The following is a 23,189-nucleotide window of genomic DNA, read 5'->3' as shown; positions in this document are numbered from 1 at the left end:
TAAATTAAAAATTATATTGCATTAAATATTTAATGATTATCATTAAAAAATTATTTACAAACATATAATAAATGAATATAATGATTATATACAAGTTATATAAGGATAATAGGAGGAAAAAGTTCATGAAAGATAGTCCATATGCTTTAAAAGTAAAAAAAATCGCTGGTTATTTAAGAGTTGTGATGGGAGGGCTTTTTTGGATTACTTTGTTAGGAATGGGTTTACTAATAGTGGCAGCGATCGTTGTTCCATTCTTATCTGATGATATTTTTATAGTAAAAGAAGCTAACAACAAAGGATTTACTTTATCTATGGACAGTTTAATTCGATACAGAATGGATGCATCTCATGTGGGAGTTTCTGTAAAATCAATTTATAGATCCATTGCTTGGATAGCTGCATTTACGTCAGGAGGCTTCATTATTATACTCAAGCAGTTGATATCACTACTGGAAACTGTTGAAACTGATAAGCCTTTTGCTAAGGAAAATGAAAAGCGACTAACTATTATTGGGGTAATACTAATACTGGGGTCTATTATTTTAAGAATTACTGGTGCTATGGCAGCAAAAACGATTATTACTACCTTAAATATAACGAATTTAGATATAAATATAAACATTGACCTCTTTATGGCTTTTACAGGTTTTATGATGCTGATTCTGGCAGGTATTTTTAAATATGGAAATTATCTTCAAGAAGAATACGATTCGACATTGTAAAGGGTGGAGATGGACATGGCAATTATTATAAGGCTAGATAGAGTGCTAGCAGATAGGAAAATGCAACTGAGTGAGCTTTCTGAAGGAGTAGGAATAAGTATTGTAAATTTATCTAACTTAAAAACGGGCAAAGTAAAGGCTATAAGATTTTCTACACTAGAGGCCATTTGTAGGTTTCTAAAATGTCAGCCAGGGGATTTGTTAGAGTATTTTGAAGAGTAAGGAAGAGGATGGGCAACTAATTGTATTTGAGTAGAACTTTAGAAAAGAAATCGGTAGATTAGAATTTATTATGCAGCTGTTAAATTTAAGCAAAATAAAGGAAGTAGAATCACTAATGATCAATTATTTTAATTATAACAAGAGCTATAGGTAGTAAAATAGTCAAAAATGCTTTTAAATCATTCAGTTATATGAAGGAGGCACTATGGAAAAGGAGAGTCTGCTACAAAAATTAGATGAATTTCTAGTTCAAGTTAACTTGCAATATCCTATAGAGTTTGCTTATCTATTTGGATCTTTTGCAATAGAAAAAAATAATAATGAAAGTGATGTTGATATTGCAATTATGTTTCAAGAAAATATGAATCTAAGAAGGAAGTTATAATTAAAGGAAATATAATTGATATGGGAACAAAGTATTTTCAGAGAAAACTAGATGTTATAACTCTTAACAGTGCTACACCGCTGCTAAAGTATGAAGTAGTAAAAAATGGTAATATTTAATTGAAAGTGAAAGAAGAGCAGAATTAGAATCTTTAGCCCTACGAGAGTACTTTGACTTCCAATATTATGCGGAAGTTTATAATGAAGCTATGGTACAAGCAATAAAAAAAGAGATGTAACTCAGAAAGCGCGTGCTATTTGTGGTGAATGAAGATACATTAATGACTAGATTAAACAAGTTAAAGGAAAATATAGCTTTTTTAGATAATATAAAAAAATATACTGAAGTTGAGTACGTAAAAAATCCTTTTATATATGGATCTAGCGAGAGATTTTTCCACTTAGCTATAGAATGTGATATGAGATACAGAAAGCCAGAGACTAATAGAGATGTGTTTGAAATACTATATGAAAATGAAATTATAACTTTAGAACTAAAAGAAAACCTTAGTGACATGGCTTCTTTTAGAAATATACTTGTTCATGACTATGTTAAGATAGATCGGGGAGTGGTTTATAAAATTATTACTGAGGACATTGAGGATCTAATGTTATATATGAAGGAAATTGTTAGGTATTTTTATGGATAGATTGATTTGCACTATCAACAGTGTTTCATAATACTAAAAAGCAGCGATTGGTCTATTTTGTTAGCTGTAGCCCAAGCATCAATACGTCTTTCAAATTAATTAACAACGCCCTCCTATTTAATTGGAGATGTATACACGTAAACTTAGATGTGTAACCAAAAACTATAGTTCTCTATATAAATCTAATGTTGGTTAAAAAAGAATATGTGCATATATATATAAGGTAATGAAGAGTATTTTACTAATTACTAAGACTTTCTCAAAGGAGAAGGTCTTTTTTTTTCATTTAATTTAATAGGAAAGTTCTAGTTTTATGCAAGTAGTTGCAACTACAACCATATATTGTAAAAAAAATTTCAGGAAAAACAAAAAAGCCATCGTGCAATGACTAATATTACCAATATAATATTAAGCTTAATATTAATTACTTTTTGTATTCATATTTAATACCATGTATACCAGTATATGAAACGGGTGTCATTACACCATCACATACTTGGCAGAATGGCTCCGGTGGAACAGATTTATCTAGCCCATTAAATAAGTTATCTTCTTCAAGTTGCTGAACTATAAAACGTGGTACCCATAAAGTATAGCTGCATTTTTTACAAATAAATTCAATTAAATCATCGTTTTTAGTAAAACCCTCTAATATATTCATACGAAAACCTCCTAGTATAATAATGTCATAGTCACTAACGACTATGCAGTAAATACAATTTCTTTAAAAAACATTTCTATTATTTAGTAACAGAAGAAGGAGTTCTTCCTTCGTCAGATGTTGCTTTTCTATTTAACATGTCTGATGGTTCCCGATAGACTCCAGACTATTCATAATGTATAATCCTTAAGGATAGGACAAAAAATGTAAGCCTGCTTGGGAAGTCAATTTTTACTGACCTATACCTACAATTAAGTCAATTAGTCCATTCAATGAGGCTTTATGTTTAGGCTGGTTGGGAGCCTCAGGCTATACCCGTATCACATGCTAGGATGTGTACTCATTGCTTGGAAATGGATTCCTATCAGAAAGGAGCTAACGCTCATGTCAAACATTACTAAATATGATTTATTTATTTCAGTTGGTATTGATGTAGGTGCAGATTTCAGTTAGATGTCTATTGCACTACCTAACCAAACCTTTGTGGGTAAGCCTTTTAAAATCCTACACTCTGATTTAAATTCCCTTGCTATGACTGTTTCAAAAATAAAAGAAGCAGAAGAGTTGTATTCTTTGGAAAGTCGTATTTTCATCGAATCCACGGGAATTTATCATTACCCCCTCTTCTGCTATCTTCGTGATAAAGGATTTCATGTCTCCGTGATTAATCCTATCATCACTAAGAATAGCACAAACATTAACATTAGAAAAGTGCATAATGACAGATTTGATTCAAAAAAAGCTGCTTTAATCGGTTTAAAGCCTGATTTAAAGGTTTCTCTTATGCCGTCGCAGCTTGCCCTTAATTTAAGAAATCTCTCAAGGGAATATTATGACCTTGGCTGGCAAGTAATTCTGTCAACTCTTGCAAAGTCAGGATAATGTAAGCATCTCCCGATAGAGAAGGACTTACAAAATTGTCATTTAGAGAAAAGGATATTGTAGAATTAATAGCACAGGGTCTTTCCAATCGTGAGATCGCTGAGCAGTTATTTATTAGTGAAGGAACGATACGTAATAATCTGTCAGTTATCCTGGAAAAATTGCAAATAAGGGATCGAACACAATTGGCAATCTATTATTGGAGGAAATCATAGATGCCTAGAATATATCATGTCCATGTGAAAGGGACTGTTCTTTTGATATGATAAGAATTTTATCGAGACAAGGTCAGTACAAGTTGCGTAGCTTGATTTGTTACGAATACAGATACGCGTACGCGTATGCAGATTTATATTATATTTACCCAAGCAAATCAAAAGTTGAAACAAGAGTATGAATCCCTGGCATATAGTATAAGGATTTGAGGACTCTGACACTAGAGCGAGAATACTGGACTGCTTGAAAAACTATCGAATCTATAAATAGAAACCTAGAGAAAGGAGACTTGATATTAAAACTAAAATACAAATATTATGTGAGGAAAATTATAAGTTGTGTTGAATGCCAAAAAGTGTTCCATAATTGAAAAAAGGCGATTGGTGTATTATGATAGCTGCCACACAAGCACTATATCAAACTCTATATTTTCTCCCTCTGTATTAGTTTATCCCTTATTAAGCTAACCTGCCCTTTACTTCAACAAAAAAGAGACACTTCGCTTTCTACATTCACAAAATAAAAATACATAATCTTTTTTTCTAATTCGATTTATTTTTTGTTCTTAACACTCGAAAAAACTCTAATCATTCTTACATATGTAATTTATATTTAAATAAAATTCTTCCTTTTTCCTATACATAATTAATGCTGAACAGGGAAAAATTAAGCAGGGTAAAATTAATGATAAAAAAATTAAGAGGTGGAAATATGCAAAATGAAAACCATAATGAGATTTTGAACGAGGACTTTAAAATAGTTCAACAAAACGTAAGTGAGTTTCAAGATGATTTCAAATTATCAAAATCTGGTTTTGACACAACTATGCCAGGTCATACAACAAACCATCCACAAAACATGGTTTTACGTCAGCAGCCAAGAACCGTAAGATCTGAAGGGTCTGGGATCAGTCTTCCAGCTGATGTTCGTTTAGAAATGGGGCTAATGCTTGATGATCACTTATGCGCTTTAAATGTCGCATTACACCAATACACAAAGCATCACTGGTTAACGGAGGGAGCAGAATCTTTCTTAAGTTTACATCATTTGTTAGATGAACATATTGATGTTACACAGGATCATATCGATAGAGTAGGTGAGCGAGTAGCAAGATTAGGGGTCGTTCCAACGGCACATCCTGTGACTCAACATGAATTATCTTATATCAAACATGAAGTTGAAGGTCGATATACGATGCGCGACTTTTTACGTAATGACCTTGAGCATGAAATTAAAATTCAACATATGTTAAGAAAAACAATTGCACGTGCACATGAACTTAAGGATTTTGGTACTGTTCAGGTTTTAGAAGAGGTTTTACTTAAGCGTGAAGATTTAGGGTATCATCTATGGAGTGTTTTGGAAGATGACTCTTTAGTCAGAGGAATGAAACATTTTTTTGACGGGAATAATGATATCTCTAAAACACGCCCTATCAATCCAAGGATTCAATAACAATAAAAATTACACTACTAATATTTTTAAGATAATGCGCCAGATAGCCCTATGTTGTACCTCACAAATTGCTAATATCTAATAAATTTGGGTTAGGGCTAGAAGAAATAAGAGAATTGGGGCTTCCCAAGTTTCGTCCTAGACCAGGAGAGACTTTTGTGCCTATATATAGAATGCATCCTTTGAAAGGATGCAAGAAGCACTACAAAAACAAGAGGACTTTGATTGGGAAGACTGGTTTTCAAAGCATAAGAATGAAATTTAAAAGTGTTACATAACGCTACAAACGTCGATTGATCTATTTTGATAGCTGCCGCACAGGCGGAGATAATCAACAAGGCCCAATAGAAATAATAGGGCAAGTAGTACATGTAAACTTAATAATTTTTATAGAGTGGATATTTGAGATAATCTACGCTTAGATAAAGAACAGGTATTGAAACTTAATTTCATTTATATGTATAATATTAATAAAAATCATAAGAGGAGTCATAGATTGGCTATTACGAAGTTTTCAAAGGCATATATTTACACTATATAAATAATAAATAAAAATCACAGGTGCACATCGCTACGGTGTACCGTTTCAAAAATAATGGTGTTTTTTGTTTATAATAACGAATATTATTTAAATCTGCAGTAGATAATATTTTTGAATACATTATTAAAGGAGGTGTAATATATGCCAGGAAAAGCTAAACAGTACGTTGACCAAAGTATGTCATCAGTACAAAATACTGTTAACACATTACAACAAGCGCTTAATTCTGCAGAAAAACCAGATAATAAAAATAAGATTCAACAAGCAATAAATTCACTTAATAGTGCTCAGCAACAACTATCAGGATATCAAGATTAATAAATATTAAAATATTATTATGTAAAACCAATAAAACACTTTGGCTGATTAATTCAGATCAAAGTGTTTTTTTAAAATAGGATATCTGTATATATATGGCTAATATGTTTAAATATAAGTGACTAACACAATTTAATGCCATTTCTCTAAGGTAGACTTTATTATTATTTCTTGCACTTCATAAATATTTTTAGTATTTGCTTTAGTACGGATGATATCGTTTTGAAGTGAGTATATTAGGCCCAACAATAATGGCATATAGAGGAATTGATAGTCCGTATAAACCTAGAGTTGCAATCATGACTATAGGCTTGTTATTAACTAGAATGTATAAGATACTGACAATACCTATCATTGCTCCTATTAAGACAAGTTTAAAATCAAAAAATTTCTCAATTGCATTGTACATTAAAATGAGTGCCACCAGAAACAAAAAGTCAATATTTAATAGTAACTTAATTGCAGGTAAGAGAACAATGAATTGGTTAGATACACCTAACGTGTATTTTATATACGTAACCAGTGCCGCCAGATTTAATAAAGAGAAAGCTAATAATCCCACTAAGCTTATATAATTAATAAAGATAAAGGTATTGGGATCTAATTGAAAAAATTTCCTCATTTGTATTTCCTCCTAACATAAATATAAGATTCTATTTTATGGTATATCCATAACCATAAACATATTAATTGTAATATTAATATATATTAGCTTGTCTATAAAAATATGTTAAGAATTTTATAAGTGTAATGATGAAGAAACTGAGCAAAATTATCAACCTTACGAGGGGAGCTCTTGAGACACTGGTTTAGTCTAAAATTATTGTAATTTATTTAAATTAGACTTAGACATATATTGATTATGTAAGATTTTTTCATTGGTAATAGAACCAAAAGGAAATATTGTTGATGATAGAAAAGAACGTTACAAAACCTAATAATAAAATAATGTTTTCAATTATTAAAATTCTGATTTAATAACAAATAGTGTCTCATAATAGTAAAAAAAGTCGGTTGGTCTATTTTGTTAGCTGTAGCACAAGTCACGATTATCAACAAAGATCAATCAAAATAAGACTAATGTAACTAATATAGGGCAAAGCCTTATTATCAATACTATTGTAGAAAAAAATTAAAGGAATTTGTGACTATGCAAGGAAATAATATAATAATTAAGTAAAATTATATGTATATATTAGTGGGATAGATAAACAGTTCTGTGTTCCTAGCAAAAACTTAAGGTGCTGCTACTAAGTTCTTCAATAGATCTTGAATTGTTTAAGTACATACTACTTTATTTAATTAATATTTTGGATAGGAGTGCTACAATGCATTAAATAATAATGTTAATTATTATTAGATTAGGATAAACAACGCTGAAACGTAGGTATTTTGTCTTCAAAGCATCAACAACCGTAGTTTAGAGTTTTTGTGAGTGGATAGTGTAGAATATGTTTTGAATAAAGATATGAGGGTTATCCTCATTCTATTTTGCAACTCCGTTGACTCTAGTAACTTTACATGCTATAATTCCAAAAAGCATGGGTATTCTACGAAATAATCAGCATTGCTAACATAATCTATCGGAGTAATGAATATATGAATAAATACAGAGAAGTACGTAATGAAGCTAAGAGAACTCTTTAAAATGCGAAAGGTAGCAAGACTGGAATCATACTGAAAGGATATAGTTTTTATTTAGGAGGAAAAAAGAAAATTTAGAGAGAGGTTAAATAGAAGTGAAAGTTAAGCTAAAAATAGGAAATAATAGTGTTTCATCAGAGAGGGGTGAGTCAATCTTTGGATATACAAAGACTAAAGGCTTTAATAAAGAATAAAGAAGGAGTAAAACTAGATTTTAAGGAAATATTGAATTTAAAAACAGAGTCAGATAAAAAAGAATTTGTTAAGGATGTAATAGCAATAGCCAATTCTGTAGGTGGCAGAGGATATTTGATTATTGGTATTAAAGATACGACAAAAGAAATAAAAGGGATTAATCCTGAGGATCTAAACGAAGAGAGGATACAACAAATAATTAGCTATAGATGTGACCCACCTGTAAACCTCCTGGTAGAAACGGTGAATTATCAGGACAAATATGTTGGAGTAATCACTATTTTTAAGAGTCCACTTAAACCTCATCAGATGCGACAAACAGGTGCCTTTTATATACGTAGAGGTTCTACTACAGACTTTGCCAGAAGATATGAAATTGCCAACATGTTTCAAGAGATTGGTTTAATAAGCAATGAGTTAATTCCTCTATATAATCTTGGTATCGATGTATTAAATAGACAATTAATAAAAGAATATATCAAAAAATTAGGGTTATCATTAAATGAATCTGTGGAAAAGGATATATGGTTAAGTCTTGGAATTACTTATTATGATGATGATACAAATAAACTTTATCCAACCCTAGGGGGACTTCTGCTGTTTTGTGAGCACCCTCAAATATATATGCCTTATTTTGGGATTAAAATAATTACATATGATCAGAAAATGAAGAAGATAACAAATATTGGTGGTAATATAATAGATATGCTTAATAGGTCACAAGAATTTTTGCAAACATATTTTAAGCCCTATGATTATCCCATAGAACCTGTATTTCAATGCATTGTAAATGCAGTTGTTCATAGGGATTATTTTGATCTAACCAAGGAGATAGTGGTGGTTATTGGAAGTACAAAGATAGAAGTTAGTAATCCAGGCACTCTACCTAAGGGAACTAATCCACAGACCATTATTAGAGAGCTGAATCCAGCCAAAAGGAACAATTGGCTATATCAAAGGCTGATGACATTAGATAAGGAAAATAGATTTCTGGGGACAAATTATAGCCTGCAAAATTTAATTGGTATGTTTCCAAAAAATACCTTGAGATTACTAAATATTGAAAGACGAAACCTTTTCAAGGTAATACTTCCAGGATTTAAGGTGGATAAAATATTCAAAAACATTTAAGAGAAGAGTTAAAGACATAAGTTGGCAATGTTAGGGGATTGTGACGTGTCAGGGGGATTTTGGAGACTTATATAAATGAAACAAGGGTAGTATTTCTTATATTTTAAGAGATAATGCCCTTTTTGATTATAGTAGTTTTTTCTTCAACTTTTTTATTAACATATAGGTGTTCAATTTGTGTAAATATAAATAAAAACACATGAAGCAATATGTTAATTAAATGCGTGAAAATTCAAAAGTCTATGTACTTGTTATATAGGCTTTTTACATTAGTAAGAGAAAGTTTCGATTTCAAGTGATCTAAATTTACAGAAACATTACTAAAATATTATACATAAAAGTATCTAATTTTTCTAATGATTCGTTTAACATCTTTAGGGCAATTACACTAGAAAATAACAAACTGCTATCTAAGTTAAAGGATATATAGTTTGACACAAAATATAGTGCATGATAATATTTATATAGTCCATATATAGTAGTTTGATGTATTGCTTAAATTAATTTAGTTTTATGAATTGCATAATTTCTTACATAAGGAGGATATTTATTATGATTACTAAAATCGTAAAAAGAGATGGGAGAGAAGTTCCCTTTAATATTGAAAAAATTGCAAATGCCATTTTTAGAGCTTCAAGGTCTGTAGGAAAAGAAGACTACGGAGCTGCTTTTAATATAGCTGAAAAAGCAGTGAAATATATAGAAAAGGAAATTCAGAACACTAATCCAACGGTTGAACAAATACAAGATATTGTTGAGAAAGTACTTATAGATAATGGAAAGGCAGAAATTGCTAAAGCTTATATCATATATAGAGCTGAGAGAACGAGATTGAGGGAGATGAATACTCGGCTCATGAAAATATATGAGGATTTAACATTTAAAGATGCTGAAGATAATGATATTAAACGTGAAAATGCTAATATAGATGGCAATACAGCTATGGGAACAATGCTTAAGTATGGTTCTGAAGGAGCAAAACAGTTTTATAATCTGTTTGTTTTAAAACAAGAATATTCAAATGCCCATAAAACTGGTGATATACATATACACGACCTTGATTTCCTAACTCTTACTACGACATGTTGCCAAATCGATATTGAAAAGTTATTTAAAAACGGTTTTAGTACAGGACATGGTTATTTAAGAGAGCCAAATGATATTCAAAGTTACTCAGCGCTTGCTTGTATTGCAATTCAATCCAATCAAAATGACCAGCATGGTGGACAAAGTATTCCAAACTTTGATTATGGAATTGCACTGGGGGTTAAAAAGACATATAGAAAGTTATATACAAAAAATCTGATTAATAGCATTGAGCTACTCTTTGATAATGTGGAGGCAGAAAGTTTAGTAAAGCAGGTTTTATTAGAAATAAAAGAAGAATACAATATTGAACCTAATTTAAAAATGGAAGATCAGTATGTAGAAGTTGAAAAACAATATCTTTTTAAATATTTCAAAGATTTAGAAATAGTAAAGAAAGCTCAGGAGTTTGCAAGACAAAGGGCCTATAACGAGACGGACAAAAGTACATACCAGGCTATGGAGGGACTAATTCATAACTTAAATACAATGCACTCCAGAGCTGGGGCCCAGGTGCCATTTAGCTCTATTAATTATGGAACCGATATATCATTAGAAGGTAGAATGGTGGTTAAAAATCTTCTATTAGCTACGGAAGCGGGCTTAGGAAATGGGGAAACTCCAATATTTCCTATACAGATATTTAAAGTTAAAGAAGGGGTAAATTATAATATAGATGACCCTAATTATGATTTGTTTCAACTAGCATGTAGAGTTAGTGCAAAAAGATTATTTCCTAATTTCTCATTTATCGATGCTCCATTTAATTTAAAATATTACAAAGAAGGACAACCTGATACAGAAATAGCATATATGGGTTGCAGAACCAGAGTAATGGGAAATGAATATGACCCATCAAAAGAAGTTGTATTTGGAAGAGGGAATTTAAGCTTTACAACTGTAAATCTGCCAAGAATTGCATTAAAATGTTGTGGGGATATAAAAAATTTCTATAAAGAGCTGGATGAAAAGATTGATCTGATCATCAAACAGCTTATGGATAGATTTGAAATACAGGCACAGAAAAAAGTTAAAAACTTTCCATTCCTTATGGGACAAGGGGTTTGGATTGATTCTGATAAGCTTGGTTATGAAGATGAAATTCGAGAGGTATTAAAGCATGGAACTTTAACTTTGGGGTTCATAGGATTAGCCGAATGTCTAAAGGCTTTAACTGGGAAGCATCATGGAGAGTCAGAAGAGTCTCAAAAACTTGGGATTAATATTATAGAACATATGAGAAAACGTATGGATGACGCTTCAAAAACATATAAAATGAACTATTCTTTAATTGCTACACCTGCTGAAGGTATAGCTGGAAGGCTAGTAAAAATTGATAGAGAAATATTTGGAGAGATTGAGGGCATTACGGATAGAGAATATTATACAAATAGTTTTCATGTTCCAGTTTATTACAAGATAAATATGTTCGATAAAATAAGAAAAGAGGCTCCATATCATAATCTTACAAATGCAGGACATATTACTTACGTTGAATTTGATGGAGATGCTTCAAGAAATATAGAAGCTTTTGAAAAGGTTATAAGAGTAATGAAGGAAGAAGGAGTTGGGTATGGTTCAATCAATCACCCAGTAGATCGAGACCCAGTTTGTGGGTATTCTGGAATAATTAGCGATAAGTGCCCGAACTGTGGTAGAGAAGAAGGTGATGTGAAATTTGAAAGAATTAGAAGAATAACAGGATATTTAGTGGGGACTCTAGATAGATTTAACGATGCTAAAAAATCCGAGGAAAGAGATAGATTAAAGCACACACATATAGTATAACTTTTGAATATAGGGTGAGTATTAATGAATAGTATGGTAAGAGTTGCAGGAATCGTTCAAGAATCAATTGTAGATGGTCCAGGAATAAGATTTGTTATTTTTACACAGGGATGTAGGCATAACTGTCAAGGATGTCATAATATGCATACACATTCTTTTAATAATGGAAAATTAATCAGTATTGAAAGTATTATTAGTAAAGTAAAAGAAAATCCACTTTTAGATGGGGTGACATTAAGTGGAGGAGAACCCTTTGAACAAGCAAACGTACTTTCAAGTCTTTCTATGGAGTTAAAGAAATTAGGTCATAATATCATCACTTATTCAGGATATACCTATGAATATTTGGTAGAAAATTCTGAGAAAATGAAGGGCTGGACTGAGCTACTTCAACATACGGATATATTAATTGATGGACCATTTGAAATTGAAAAGATAAATCTAAACTTAAGATTTAGAGGTTCTGAAAATCAAAGAGTTATTGATGTGAGAAAAACAGAACTAAATAAAAAAATAATTATTGCTGAATGGGATTATGCACTATAAAAAATCACATGTTAAAACTACTACTCATATTTAATATTTAAGAGAGTTTTTATAAAAATTTGTAGTGGATAATATTTTTTAGATAGATAGCTTGTTGAGAATATATTTTATACCAGGGTTTACATTTTAAAATGTACAAATGAATTTCTGTACACAGTATTTCTAATATTTTAACCTTATAAGAATAATTTAACTTAATTATGTCTGATTTTACTTCTGATGAATTAAGTTTATATATTGTTAAGATACTATCCTCCCGATGACTGGGAGGATTTTTTAGTTTGCGAGGCATGTTGCGGAGCCGATGGTTTAAAAGAAAACCTGCTACCTTGCTAATGTGAAGGCAAGCTGTAGGCAAGGGCGCTTTTGGTGACAAAAGGGTCTGAAGGAAGCTGATGGCGGTTGCTGGAACGGAACGAAAGTGAACCAATGTTGGCACATATGGTGGATAACCCTCCTAAAAGTGGGAACGTCCTAAAATTAGCTTAGTCATATGTGTTAAGATGGTCGTTTTAGTAACAGGTGGAGCAAATTAACCTCGGAAGTGCTGTACTTGAGCTGTAAATTTTACCTACAAGCGAAAGCAAGAGGTAAGATGAGGGTGCAGTATGCAGATGAAGCCGTAGTAGTTAATAAACCTATACCAATGAAAGCTAGTAATAGTGTGGAGGAGAAAATATAGGTGACATATCATCTAGTTGATGTGACTATCATAGGTCAAAAATCTATGATAGATGCGAAGGGTGGAAGAGATTTCAAAGTGTATTGGAAGGTACCTTAAGTAAGAGTGAAGGTGTTAAAAGAAAGCTGAAATGCTGGAAGATACGAATAATTGGCATAAGAAACTTGCGAATTATCTCGATGACACAGATATGAAGTAGTCAGGTAAGTAAAGATAAGATAGCCATAGAGCTAGAGACGTCAAGTGAGCCTAATAAAGAACATATAGCTTAAGCAAGAGGTACTGAAAGATACAGCAACAAAGGAGGAAAAACGTGAAGAAATGGTACAGCCTTATCGATAAAATTTACCGAAAAGAAAATTTAAAACTAGCTTTCAAAAGTGTAAAGAAGAACAATGGAGCCCCAGGAATAGATGGGGAAACTGTTACTGATTTTGCTGAAAGACTTGAATTAAATATTGAGTTTCTTCATGAAAGACTGAAAACCAACGAGTATGCACCAAGTCCAGTAAGAAGAGTAGAAATTGAAAAACCGGACGGAGGCATAAGATTATTAGTATTCCAACAGTGAGAGATAGAGTAGTACAACAAGTCATTGTAAATATAATAGAACCAATATTTGATCCTACCTTTCATCCATCTAGTTATGGATATAGGCCTAATTCACAACATCAGGCAGTAGCAAAAGCAGAGCGATTTATGAATAAATATGGATTAGGACATGTAGTAGATATGGACTTAAGCAAATGCTTTGACACTCTAGACCATGAAATCATCATAGAAGCAATATCAGAGAGAATAAGTGATAGTAAAGTGCTAGACTTGATTAAGAAATTTCTAAAATCAGGTGTAATGCATAGAGACAATTTTTGCGAAACGGAAATCGGCTCTCCGCAAGGGGGAGTAATCTCTCCATTGATTAGCAACATATACCTTAATCAGTTTGACCAGAAGATGATGGATAATGGCATAAGAATAGTGGGTTTTGCTGATGATATTCTTATCTCTGCAAAAGATAAGAAAACAGCAGGGGATTATAAAACTTATGCTACAAAAGTCTTAGAGATAGAGTTGAAGCTAAAAGTTAATGATATGAAAACTAAACTAACAAGTGTGAATGAAGGAGTAGCCTTTCTAGGATTTGTAATATACAAAAGAATACTTACGGTCAATTCTAAAAGGATAAAGCGTTTTAAAGAAAATATAAGACGAATTACTAGAAGAAACTCAGGGAGAAAACTAGAAGAAATTATTAAAGAGTTAAATCCTAAGCTAAGAGGATGGATAAATTACTATCGAATAGCAAATATTAAAGGATTTATAGTAGGATTTATGGGTTGGCTACGCAGAAGATTAAGAATGATAAAGATGAAACAATGGAAAACCTATAAGGCGATGCATAAAGAAATGAGGAAACTAGGAATCAAAGGAAATGGACTTAAGATGGCTGTAACTAAGTGGAAGAACTCAAACGTTCATATTATACACCAGATATTGCCCAATAAATACTTTGAAGAACTAGGCCTCATAGACATTGGAACATATGAAGTTGGGTTGTTGTCGAATTATTATTAATTCGGAGAGAAATTTCAGGAGCCGGATACGGCAAACGTAAGTCCGGTTCTGTGAGATAAGGTTGTTATTTAGATATATATAATTTAAAAATCTATTCCGAAGATAGAATTGTCAATAGGTGCTAACGTGTAGTAGAAGCATACTTATGAATATATTGAGCAGAAGGCTAGAGTCTGTTGAGAGATGGGTTGAGTTTTATGAAAATTATAGCTATATTCTAAGCATGAAACAACAACTTTTTATTTGTTTAATGGATGTTTTTTCTAAAAAATCCTTATTTTATGATATAATAAGGTTAAGTCCACTTAGACTTTGTGTTAAAATAACATAATATTCTTATAATCATTTAATAAGGAGATGATGAATTTTTGGAACTTACGCTTACAACTCCAGCTTTATTGTTTCCAGCAATATCCCTACTCATGTTGGCATATACGAATAGATTTGTTGTCCTTGCACAGTTGATAAGAGAATTACATACAAAGTATAGGCAAGCGCCAGATACTATTTTAAGCGAGCAAATTGACAATTTAAGAAGTAGAATGAAAATCATAAGGAATATGCAAGTATTCGGTGCTTTAAGCTTTTTCTTTTGTGTAATGAGTATGATTTTAATGTATGCAAGAACCATTTTTTTAGGCCATATAGTATTTGGCTTAAGTTTAGTATTGTTATTGATTTCTTTAGGATTTCTAATACTAGAGTTGCAGGTATCCATTAACGCATTAAATATTCAATTGCAGGATTTTGATAAAAAAGATAATGATAACCAAGAACAGTAAGGTAGAATAAAAGTTAAGTATGCTTACAAGCATCCTAAACTTTTATTTTTTATGTTTTTAGCTTGAAAGATATATTGATAAGTAGCAACTAATTTATTCAATTGGAATCAGCTATAATAACTGAAAGCATAACCTTATGCTTTCAAATCAGGTATATTTGTGATGGAGGAAATTGTTGTAGAACTACTACTGAAACAGTAGATTGGTGAACGTAATAAAATAGAGACAAAAGGTGGGAAATATAATGAATGCAAGTTTATTTCATAGACTTGAAGGTAACAATTTCTATTTTAAGAAATTAGAGATAAGTGATTGTATAGAAATACATAAGTATGCTTCGGACATAGATGTTTCACGTTTTATTGGATGGAATCTAATGAATAACTTGGATGAAACCCAGGAGTACGTCAAAGAAATGATCAGACGTGAGGTAGCAGGGACTCATATGTACGCTTCAATAGTTCTTAAATCAACTAAGGAAATTATAGGAAATGCTATGGTTTTTAATTTTGATTTCATGGCAAAGCATGCTGAAATTGGTTATGTTTTTCATAAAGATTTTTGGGGCAATAGTTATGGAACAGAAACTGTGGGGATAATGACTAATTATTTATTTGAGTCACTTAAACTACATAAAGTCCATTCACATGTGGTAAGCGGAAATATTGGTTCAATTAGAATTATGGAAAAGAACGGATTTAGTCTTGAAGGTCGCATAAGAGATTATCATTTTATAGAAAATGTATACTACGACAGACTATGTTTTGGTAAACTTCAAAATAATATATAGGTATCAGTAACTAAGATTTATTTTGAAAGGAGTCAAAAAAATGACATACTTTAATACAACTGATGGCATAAAAATATTTTTCGAAGCTAAGGGCGAAGGGAAACCTATAGTACTGATACATGGTTGGTCTCAGGAACATTCTGTTTACAATCCACAAATTGAAGGCCTAAGTAAAAAGTATAAGGTTATTGCCTATGATCTTAGAGGCCATGGTAGATCAGACCGGCCTGAAATAGGACTTACTCTTAATCGTTTTGCAGTTGATTTAAGGGAGTTAATTGATTATTTGAAACTTGAAAATATAGTCCTAGCAGGTTGGTCAATGGGTGCATCAACAATTTTTGAATACGCTAAAATCTACGGAGTTGAAAAACTTCAAGGGATAATTCTATTTGACATGACCCCAAAATTTATAAACGATGATACTTGGAATTTAGGGCTATATAATGGGAATTATAAAATTGAAAATGCACTGGTTGACTTAACTACTATGTGCGATAATTTAAAAGACTTTTTAGAAATTTTCTTCAAAAAAGTAGCTCCATATATGACAGATGATATGTTGTCTGCTTCAATAGAAACGGCGATGTCTAACACCCCTCATATTTTGTATGCAATGTGGCTTGCTATGGCCAGTAATGATTATAGAGGAATACTTGGTAGATTAACAATTCCTGCGGTAATCGCCTATGGTACCAATGAATCACTTTATTCCCCAGAGACAGCATGTTTTTTAAATTCAAAAATACCAGATTCGAAAATAGTTCCCTTTGAGAATTGTACACATCTCTTAGTAAGGGAGAATCCAAAAAAAGCAACTGAGGTAATTGAAGAGTTATCTCAAATAGTATTTAGATAGTTAAAATAATTACATTGCTAAATTGGTAAGTTATTCTACTGAAATCTATTACTAATATGAACTGGAAAATATATGTTATAATAAAAAATAGTTGAAAAGCGGTAATGCACAAATAATAATAGCTAAAGGGAGGGATTATTTTGAATTTAAAAAGTATATCTTCACGTCAGATTGCAATGGCATTTACGGGGAGCTTCTTAGGAGCTGGTTTTGTATCAGGGCAAGAATTAATGCAGTTTTTTGCGGTATTTGGAAGTTTTGGAATAATAGGAATGTTTTTTGCTATTTTAATGCTATTTACATTTAGCTGTTCTGTTATGAAAATTGCAAAACGAACAGGTATCACTGAGTTTGATAAAATAATTGTAGAAAAAGAAAATCCGTGGCTTAGAGCAATTTTTGGTGGTGTATTTATTATTTTCTTGTTTGGACTTGTAGTTGTTATGATAGCAGGGGCAGGGGCCTTATTATATCAATTGTTTGGAATTCCTATAATTTTGGGAAATGCACTGATGGCAATTTGTCTTGCAATAGTAGCACTTTACGGAGCAAAAGGTGTACTTACTGCTTTTAGTATTACTGTCCCACTATTGATTGTTGCGGCATTGATTTCTAGCATTTTATCGTTTTTTTATTTTGAGGGAAAAAATATAGTTGCACAACCCTTTTCAGGTGCAAATCCTTTGCTTGGAAACTGGCTGTTTTCAACCATTGCCTTTGTGTCATATAATATGATGGCAGCTATCTCCATTTTAGTACCAATTGCCACAGATGTAGAAGAAGAAAAAACTATTGATAAAGGCATTTTTCAGGGGGCGGTACAACTAATAATAGTATTTGTATGTATCCTACTTCCGTTAACATTTAATCAAAACATATTGGCGGACGTTGAGCTTCCTATGCTCACACTAGCTGAAAAAATACATCCCTTATGGGGGACGGTTTATGCAATTCTACTGTTCTGTGGAATGTTCGGAAGTGCATTATCTTGTATTTTTGGTGTAACTATCCGTGTTAAAAAGATCAAGAACACTAACACATACATGCTGACACCTATAGTCGCTGTAATGGCTTTCATAGGAAGCATTGCAGGATTTAAAAACCTCATAGCAATATTTTTTCCTGTTTGTGGCTATATTGGGTTCTTTGCAATGATAGGTATTTTAATGCATTTTTTATCTTTACAACAGAAAATCAATATGGGTCTAGAGGAATAATCTAAATTTAAAATACTTTAAAGTATTTTAAAATTGAAATGTTATTAGAATGAAATGAAAACCTTTGGGGCTGGCCTTTTTTAGAAATATGTCTTAAGGTATTTCTGTGATTAGTTACCATTAGTCTTTAAACAAGCTTAATCGAAATACAGTTAAAAACTGAAATGTTATCCAGACGTAGGGTATGGGATCGTAATTTTCATTAGTGATACTAAGAGCAATACCTTTTTTAGTCGACCTATCTTATACAATAACCGTTTTAGAATGGTAAAAGCTTTTGAGTATCCATTTTATTCTAATTAATCATTGTAAAGCCTTTATAAAAATTTTCATATACAAAATACAGTTTCCTAAAATAGATAAAGTTTTTACAGTATGTATAATTATAAATAAAAGTGTTAACTCTCCTAAAAATAAAGAAGTTGGAAAGTTGATTAACTCCAACAGAAAAAACAATAAAAATAATACTTATAGGTGGTGATGAATAATGTCCCATATAGTAGGAAAATCTGCATATAAAAGTTTAGAGGAAAGATTAAACAAATTTCCACAAGGAGCGCCACCATCAGAGACTCTATATAAAATACTTACACTATTATTTAGCGAAAAGGAAGCAGCATATGTAGCCCAATTACCAATAAAACCTTTTACAATTAAAACAGCAGCTGCAATATGGAAAACTACTGAAGGAGAAGCAGGAAAAGTTTTAGAAAGATTAGCAAGCAGAGCAATTCTTTTAGACATGAATCATAATGGTACTCAGAAATATGTTTTACCTCCACCTATGGCAGGTTTTTTTGAGTTTTCGATGATGAGAACACAAAATGGTATTGATCAAAAGCTTTTAGGAGAGCTATTTCATCAGTATTTAAATGTGGAAGAGGATTTTGTGAAGGAACTATTTTTAAGTACAGAAACTAGACTTGGAAGAGTTTTTGTTCAAGAAAAAGTACTAACAAAAGATAATGAAGTTCATATCTTAGATTTCGAAAGAGCAAGCCATATAATTAATGAAGCTAGTGATATTGGTATTAGCATGTGCTACTGCAGACATAAAATGCATCATGTAGGTAAAGAATGTGACGCTCCTATGGACATATGCATGACATTTAATAATACTGCCTCTTCGTTGATAAATCATAATTATGCTAGAAGGGTAGATCGTAATGAATGTACTGAACTCTTACACAAAGCATATGAGAGTAATCTAGTTCAATGTGGAGAAAATGTAAGGCAGGGAGTTACATTTATATGTAACTGCTGTGGCTGCTGTTGTGAGGCTATGATTGCGGCTAAAAAATTTGGCATGTTACATCCTGTTCAAACAACAGGGTATATACCTAAGATAGATGAAAATAGCTGTATCCAATGTGGTAAGTGCCTAAAAGTATGTCCAATAGAAGCTGTAGAATTTTTAAATACTAAGAGTAAAACAAAAAATGAAAGAGCTGTAAAAATTAACGAAGAAATATGCTTAGGTTGTGGTATTTGTGTAAGAGCCTGTTCTAAGAAAAGTATATCCTTAAAGCGAAGAAATGAAAAAATCATAACTCCTGTAAACTCAGTTCATAGAATTGTACTTATGGCAATAGAAAAAGGAAAGCTGCAAGAACTAATTTTTGATAATCAGGCCTTTGGAAGTCATAGAGCTATGGCAGCAGTTTTATCTGTAATATTAAAACTTCCACCTGTTAAAAAAGTTATGGCAAGCAATCAAATGAAATCAGTTTATCTTGAAAAATTAGTTTCTAAATATAATTAATGGGAAAGTTAATGTATTGGATTTTAAGTTCATATAAATGAAAATGCGACTTAGTTGAACCAAGGAGAATATGAAGATAAGCGACTTGTAGAAGTATAAGTATGATTAAAATTTATTGAGAATAGAGATATAGATTTAAGAAGTTTTGTTAAGAATATAGATGTAAATATTGAAGGGAGCATTAATTAATGAACCAAGGACAAAAATTGTTTTATAATTTTTTCATAGAACGAGTACAGGATGATAAAAAAGAAGTAGCGATAGTACTTTTAGAGGATGGTTTTAAAAGACAAGCTGAAGGGACATTTAATTTAACATACTTTCAGGAAATAATGCCTAAATGCATTTAATAATAAAACCTGAAGCAGTTGAAGAAGTAAATGAAGCGATGGAAAACTTCGCAACTAAATTATAAAAGGGTGTTCCACAAATAGTAAATAAGGCAATTTCACCCTTATATCTATTATATAAAAAAAATTTAATCTAAGGTTCACAAGTACATTAGTATTATGAAACCTTAATATGTATAGAGTGTATTTGTACAAACTGACGTTGGGTATTATATCTTAATGATTAAGAGATAGTACCCCGTTTCTTTTTTTAGGCCATATAACTTAACTCGCCAATATGGTATATAAATAAGATTTTGTTTAAAAGTTTAAGGAAATAATAAGATGATAACATAGAAATATGAAATCTAAAGTTTATCAACCCAAAACTTAAAGTAGGCTAAGTTTATGGAAAGCAACAAGTTAAATAAGGATGTAACCGAGGTTCTTGATTCATTGGGCCACCCAATGAGAAATGAGATCGAACTCTTACGTAAAATAATCATGAGTTCAAGAATAGAAATAAAAGAAGGAATAAAATGGAATTGTCCCAATTGTAGTATAGGGAATGAGATTAGATTGGATTACCCTGAGGTTAAATCCACAAAAGCAAATACAAGGTGTTTTCCATAGGGGATCAAAGGTAAAAAAACAGCCAGAACAAAGACTGTTATAGGAAGATTATAGTATTCTGACATGGAAAGAAAAAGATAGAGCGGTTGCTACTTTTAAAAGTATGAGATTGAAGAAAACTGCAGAATGTTAAAAGAAATAATAATAAAATGGTTGGTAGTTTCAATATAGTGAGCATTATAGTAATGAGTTTAGTATAAATATATAGATTATCAGAATTACTTTAGAAATTACGAACAAAAATCAAATTTGTAACGAATTTAATAGAGTATGTACTGCAGAAGATAGGTTGTCTTTATCTTTTATAAGAGTTTTTCTTAGAAAATATTTGAAAATAAAATTTGTAGGAGGCATTTTAAAATTATTGGAATATTGAGATTCTTAAAAACAATACTATATTTTTTGTTGCTAAATACGTTTATATAATTTTAAAATCTGTTCCAATAGGTTTTGTTTAAATTGATTAAACAGAGGTATAAGATATACAAGAAGGAATTAAGATTTTGGTATTTAAATAATATGTATTAAAAACTTTAGAAAAGGAGAGAGAAGCATATGGATAATGTAAAATTGGCAGTAGTTTATTACAGTATGGGTGGTACAAACTATCAATTAGCTAGATGGGCTGAAGAAGGAGCAAAAGAAGCCGGAGCTGAAGTAAGGGTTTTAAAGGTACCTGAACTTGCTCCACAATCTTCTATTGAAAAAAATCCCGTTTGGAAAGCTCATGTCGAGGAAACAAAAGAGGTTCCAGTGGCAACACTAAATGACTTAGAATGGGCAGATGCAATTATCTTTAGTACCCCAACTAGGTATGGCGTTATGTCATCTCAGATGAAACAGTTTATTGATTTAACTGGCGGACTTTGGGCACGGGGCAAAACTGTAAATAAAGTTGTAAGCGCCATGTCTTCTGCACAAAATCCACATGGGGGGCAGGAAGCAACAATTTTATCACTATATACTGTTATGTGTCACTGGGGGGCAATTATAGTACCTCCTGGCTACACAGATTCAGCCATTTTCGGAGCTGGTGGAAATCCTTATGGAACAAGCGTAACTGTTGGTCAGGATGGCAAGATGATTGAAGATGTGCGGTCAGCTGTTAAACATCAGGCAATACGTACTGTTACAGTAGCTCAATGGGTACAAAAAGGCAATCAATAGTAAAAAGATACATAACAAGATAATAGATAAGATTTGCTGAAAGTAAGAGAATAGTTATTCTAGTAGGAATATTTGTAATAAAAACAGCTTTTGATATACTACATGATATTAGTTCAAAATTAATAAAGGATATTATTTCTTATGGTATTTAGAAATAATATCCTTTTTATTAGTCAATCAACAAATCTGCAAACAATACTCTTAATCCATATAAAAACTGTTGTTCAAATCCAAATTTATTTCATATTGTTCACCAAAAAGAAATCCAAACTGTTCAACTTCCTCGGGAGAAATATGTGTCGCACGAAATTCGTCAGCTACAAAGGATAGAATATAGTTGTTTACTAGATTTCTGGCAGTTATACAGTTTTTATCAGAAACCCCATATAATTAATGCCCCTATAAAGAATTTAATTGAATTAATACTGGGGATAGAGTGTGCAAGTATCTCAACAGCATCTCTGGTTTTTAATAAAACTCTCCGTATCTCTAAAGCTAGAGTAGTAAATACTTCTTTTGGATCATCTATTGATTCAGGCAAAGATATTTATTGATTAATATGTTCAGCTATCAAATCAACAAGGATGCTGCTTTAATATTTAGTTCCTTTGCAAGTGTTCTCATTGATAGATTTTCTATTCCATCTCGGTTCAATATATCAAGAGTATTAAAAAAAGTAATAGATTCTAACTAAAAATAGGCAAAAAAATTGTATAAATGGATATTCTTCCTTTTTAAGTAAGCGTATGCTATAATTAACAGTATACGTCCAAATTAATATAAGCTGCATATGAGTTAAAAAGAATGAAAATTACACATATGGCGTAACTGCAATAAATCTCAGCATAATAGGTGCCTTTGAGCATTGAGTAGGATAAGGGGCTAGAGGAATTTATGATCTCATAATATTCATTATTAACTGAATATTATGAGATATCTAAATGTTTTT

Annotated in this window: 26 protein-coding genes; 24 read left to right on the top strand and 2 right to left on the bottom strand. The window is 31.5% G+C overall.

Going from position 1 to position 23,189, the window contains the following annotated elements:
* The first annotated feature begins 125 nt into the window (after positions 1 to 125).
* The 4 genes from HZR23_RS14955 (at position 126) to hepT (ending at position 1,981) form a co-directional block, all read left to right on the top strand.
* Positions 126 to 725, top strand: a complete 600-nt coding sequence (locus tag HZR23_RS14955; RefSeq protein ID WP_165913583.1) for a DUF2975 domain-containing protein — start codon at positions 126 to 128, stop codon at positions 723 to 725.
* A 15-nt stretch (positions 726 to 740) separates the two neighbouring features.
* Positions 741 to 947, top strand: coding sequence for a helix-turn-helix domain-containing protein (locus HZR23_RS14950; protein WP_132847285.1), 207 nt, complete (start codon positions 741 to 743; stop codon positions 945 to 947).
* Positions 948 to 1,152: 205 nt separating this feature from the next.
* On the top strand, positions 1,153 to 1,332 hold the full coding sequence (locus HZR23_RS14945) for a nucleotidyltransferase family protein (protein ID WP_132847284.1): 180 nt from the start codon (positions 1,153 to 1,155) through the stop codon (positions 1,330 to 1,332).
* Between the two features lie 259 nt (positions 1,333 to 1,591).
* Positions 1,592 to 1,981 (top strand): type VII toxin-antitoxin system HepT family RNase toxin, encoded by a 390-nt coding sequence (hepT, locus tag HZR23_RS14940; RefSeq protein ID WP_132847283.1) that lies wholly within the window; start codon positions 1,592 to 1,594, stop codon positions 1,979 to 1,981.
* Between the two features lie 424 nt (positions 1,982 to 2,405).
* Here hepT and HZR23_RS14935 read toward each other — a convergent pair whose 3' ends face one another.
* Complete coding sequence (locus HZR23_RS14935) at positions 2,406 to 2,642, bottom strand: hypothetical protein (RefSeq protein WP_132847282.1); 237 nt, start codon at positions 2,640 to 2,642, stop codon at positions 2,406 to 2,408.
* A 453-nt stretch (positions 2,643 to 3,095) separates the two neighbouring features.
* On the opposite strand from HZR23_RS14935, the gene HZR23_RS17875 reads away from it, so the two are divergent.
* The 20 genes from HZR23_RS17875 to wrbA all read left to right on the top strand — a co-directional run bounded on the left by HZR23_RS17875 (position 3,096) and on the right by wrbA (position 22,240).
* Positions 3,096 to 3,524 (top strand): IS110 family transposase, encoded by a 429-nt coding sequence (locus HZR23_RS17875; protein WP_330571363.1) that lies wholly within the window; start codon positions 3,096 to 3,098, stop codon positions 3,522 to 3,524.
* Positions 3,525 to 3,559: 35 nt separating this feature from the next.
* A complete protein-coding gene (locus tag HZR23_RS17930; RefSeq protein WP_132847281.1) occupies positions 3,560 to 3,739 on the top strand; it encodes a response regulator transcription factor in 180 nt (59 codons plus the stop codon).
* A 685-nt stretch (positions 3,740 to 4,424) separates the two neighbouring features.
* Positions 4,425 to 5,195, top strand: a complete 771-nt coding sequence (locus HZR23_RS14920; RefSeq protein ID WP_243098146.1) for a Dps family protein — start codon at positions 4,425 to 4,427, stop codon at positions 5,193 to 5,195.
* Between the two features lie 682 nt (positions 5,196 to 5,877).
* Positions 5,878 to 6,054, top strand: coding sequence for a hypothetical protein (locus HZR23_RS14915; RefSeq protein ID WP_165913582.1), 177 nt, complete (start codon positions 5,878 to 5,880; stop codon positions 6,052 to 6,054).
* A gap of 227 nt (positions 6,055 to 6,281) precedes the next feature.
* Positions 6,282 to 6,629 (top strand): hypothetical protein, encoded by a 348-nt coding sequence (locus HZR23_RS14910; protein ID WP_132847280.1) that lies wholly within the window; start codon positions 6,282 to 6,284, stop codon positions 6,627 to 6,629.
* A gap of 1,213 nt (positions 6,630 to 7,842) precedes the next feature.
* Positions 7,843 to 9,024 carry an AlbA family DNA-binding domain-containing protein gene (locus HZR23_RS14905; protein ID WP_213050275.1) on the top strand — a complete coding sequence of 394 codons (1,182 nt, stop codon included), beginning with the start codon at positions 7,843 to 7,845 and terminating at the stop codon, positions 9,022 to 9,024.
* A gap of 552 nt (positions 9,025 to 9,576) precedes the next feature.
* Positions 9,577 to 11,898 (top strand): anaerobic ribonucleoside triphosphate reductase, encoded by a 2,322-nt coding sequence (locus HZR23_RS14900; protein WP_132847278.1) that lies wholly within the window; start codon positions 9,577 to 9,579, stop codon positions 11,896 to 11,898.
* Between the two features lie 24 nt (positions 11,899 to 11,922).
* A complete protein-coding gene (gene nrdG, locus HZR23_RS14895) occupies positions 11,923 to 12,444 on the top strand; it encodes an anaerobic ribonucleoside-triphosphate reductase activating protein (protein ID WP_132847277.1) in 522 nt (173 codons plus the stop codon).
* A 553-nt stretch (positions 12,445 to 12,997) separates the two neighbouring features.
* Positions 12,998 to 13,126 carry a hypothetical protein gene (locus tag HZR23_RS17655; RefSeq protein ID WP_279229875.1) on the top strand — a complete coding sequence of 43 codons (129 nt, stop codon included), beginning with the start codon at positions 12,998 to 13,000 and terminating at the stop codon, positions 13,124 to 13,126.
* 313 nt (positions 13,127 to 13,439) lie between these two features.
* Positions 13,440 to 13,697 carry a hypothetical protein gene (locus HZR23_RS17370; protein WP_243098145.1) on the top strand — a complete coding sequence of 86 codons (258 nt, stop codon included), beginning with the start codon at positions 13,440 to 13,442 and terminating at the stop codon, positions 13,695 to 13,697.
* Positions 13,694 to 14,701, top strand: a complete 1,008-nt coding sequence (locus HZR23_RS14890) for a group II intron reverse transcriptase/maturase (RefSeq protein ID WP_243098144.1) — start codon at positions 13,694 to 13,696, stop codon at positions 14,699 to 14,701. Before HZR23_RS17370 ends, HZR23_RS14890 begins: the two co-directional genes overlap by 4 nt.
* 145 nt (positions 14,702 to 14,846) lie before the next feature.
* Entirely contained in the window at positions 14,847 to 15,032 is a 186-nt protein-coding gene (locus HZR23_RS14885; RefSeq protein WP_132847276.1) for a hypothetical protein, read from the top strand.
* 37 nt (positions 15,033 to 15,069) lie between these two features.
* Entirely contained in the window at positions 15,070 to 15,483 is a 414-nt protein-coding gene (locus tag HZR23_RS14880; RefSeq protein ID WP_132847275.1) for a DUF2721 domain-containing protein, read from the top strand.
* Positions 15,484 to 15,727: 244 nt separating this feature from the next.
* The gene (locus HZR23_RS14875; RefSeq protein ID WP_132847274.1) at positions 15,728 to 16,273 is read left to right on the top strand and encodes a GNAT family N-acetyltransferase; all 546 of its coding nucleotides are present in this window, start codon (positions 15,728 to 15,730) and stop codon (positions 16,271 to 16,273) included.
* A 40-nt stretch (positions 16,274 to 16,313) separates the two neighbouring features.
* A complete protein-coding gene (locus tag HZR23_RS14870) occupies positions 16,314 to 17,132 on the top strand; it encodes an alpha/beta fold hydrolase (RefSeq protein WP_132847273.1) in 819 nt (272 codons plus the stop codon).
* A gap of 140 nt (positions 17,133 to 17,272) precedes the next feature.
* Positions 17,273 to 18,349: a YkvI family membrane protein gene (locus HZR23_RS14865; RefSeq protein WP_132847272.1), complete on the top strand. Its 1,077-nt coding sequence runs from the start codon at positions 17,273 to 17,275 to the stop codon at positions 18,347 to 18,349.
* 487 nt (positions 18,350 to 18,836) lie between these two features.
* Positions 18,837 to 20,111: a 4Fe-4S dicluster domain-containing protein gene (locus HZR23_RS14860; protein ID WP_132847271.1), complete on the top strand. Its 1,275-nt coding sequence runs from the start codon at positions 18,837 to 18,839 to the stop codon at positions 20,109 to 20,111.
* 188 nt (positions 20,112 to 20,299) lie between these two features.
* A complete protein-coding gene (locus HZR23_RS14855) occupies positions 20,300 to 20,461 on the top strand; it encodes a hypothetical protein (RefSeq protein ID WP_243098143.1) in 162 nt (53 codons plus the stop codon).
* Positions 20,462 to 20,848: 387 nt separating this feature from the next.
* Entirely contained in the window at positions 20,849 to 21,073 is a 225-nt protein-coding gene (locus HZR23_RS14850; protein ID WP_132847270.1) for a hypothetical protein, read from the top strand.
* A 555-nt stretch (positions 21,074 to 21,628) separates the two neighbouring features.
* On the top strand, positions 21,629 to 22,240 hold the full coding sequence (gene wrbA / locus HZR23_RS14845) for an NAD(P)H:quinone oxidoreductase (RefSeq protein WP_132847269.1): 612 nt from the start codon (positions 21,629 to 21,631) through the stop codon (positions 22,238 to 22,240).
* A 373-nt stretch (positions 22,241 to 22,613) separates the two neighbouring features.
* On the opposite strand, the gene HZR23_RS14840 is transcribed toward wrbA, so the two are convergent.
* The gene (locus tag HZR23_RS14840; protein ID WP_165913580.1) at positions 22,614 to 22,781 is read right to left on the bottom strand and encodes a hypothetical protein; all 168 of its coding nucleotides are present in this window, start codon (positions 22,779 to 22,781) and stop codon (positions 22,614 to 22,616) included.
* Positions 22,782 to 23,189 lie beyond the last annotated feature (408 nt).

The sequence above is a fragment of the Serpentinicella alkaliphila genome (assembly GCF_018141405.1).
Taxonomy (GTDB): domain Bacteria; phylum Bacillota; class Clostridia; order Peptostreptococcales; family Natronincolaceae; genus Serpentinicella; species Serpentinicella alkaliphila.
The sequence above is the reverse complement of the archived record's forward strand: the minus strand, read 5'-3'. Positions and strand labels throughout refer to the sequence as shown.